Consider the following 752-nt stretch of genomic DNA (forward strand, 5'->3'; position numbering starts at 1 on the left):
GTTTGGCACCTCGATGTCGGCTCGTCGCATCCTGGGGCTGGAGTAGGTCCCAAGGGTTGGGCTGTTCGCCCATTAAAGCGGTACGCGAGCTGGGTTTAGAACGTCGTGAGACAGTTCGGTCCCTATCCGCTGCGCGCGCAGGAAATTTGAGAAGGGCTGTCCTTAGTACGAGAGGACCGGGACGGACGAACCTCTGGTGTGTCAGTTGTACTGCCAAGTGCACCGCTGATTAGCTACGTTCGGATGGGATAACCGCTGAAAGCATCTAAGCGGGAAGCTCGCTTCGAGATGAGATTTCCATACACCTTGCGTGTGAGAGGCCCCCAGCCAGACCACTGGGTTGATAGGCCGGATGTGGAAGCGAGGACTAACGACTCGTGAAGCTGACCGGTACTAATAGGCCGATAACTTACACCACACACCCTTCCCGTGAACGGATTCAAAAGACGTTCACACCAGGGGAAGGGTACAAAGAAACAAGACTGCTTGCGTCCACTATGTGGTTCCCAACCAACAAACCCGTTGCTTGAGGAACAAAACCACAACAAAATAACAACACCACAGATGTTGTAACCACAGATTTCCCCACCCCCGCCCCGCGGGTGCGTGGCGGAGCAAGGGTTACGGCGGTCATAGCGTGGGGGAAACGCCCGGTCCCATCCCGAACCCGGAAGCTAAGACCCACAGCGCCGATGGTACTGCACCCGGGAGGGTGTGGGAGAGTAGGTCACCGCCGGAACACCATTAACGGT

2 rRNA genes are annotated in these 752 nt (G+C 56.6%); both read left to right on the forward strand.

Annotated features, from left to right (window positions below):
- Positions 1-418, forward strand: a 23S ribosomal RNA gene (locus tag AC1DVK_RS27035); the annotation flags it as partial.
- A gap of 204 nt (positions 419-622) precedes the next feature.
- Positions 623-739: ribosomal RNA gene (gene rrf, locus AC1DVK_RS27040) — 5S ribosomal RNA — on the forward strand.
- Positions 740-752 lie beyond the last annotated feature (13 nt).

It is taken from the genome of Peribacillus sp. P4_B1 (assembly GCF_056402395.1).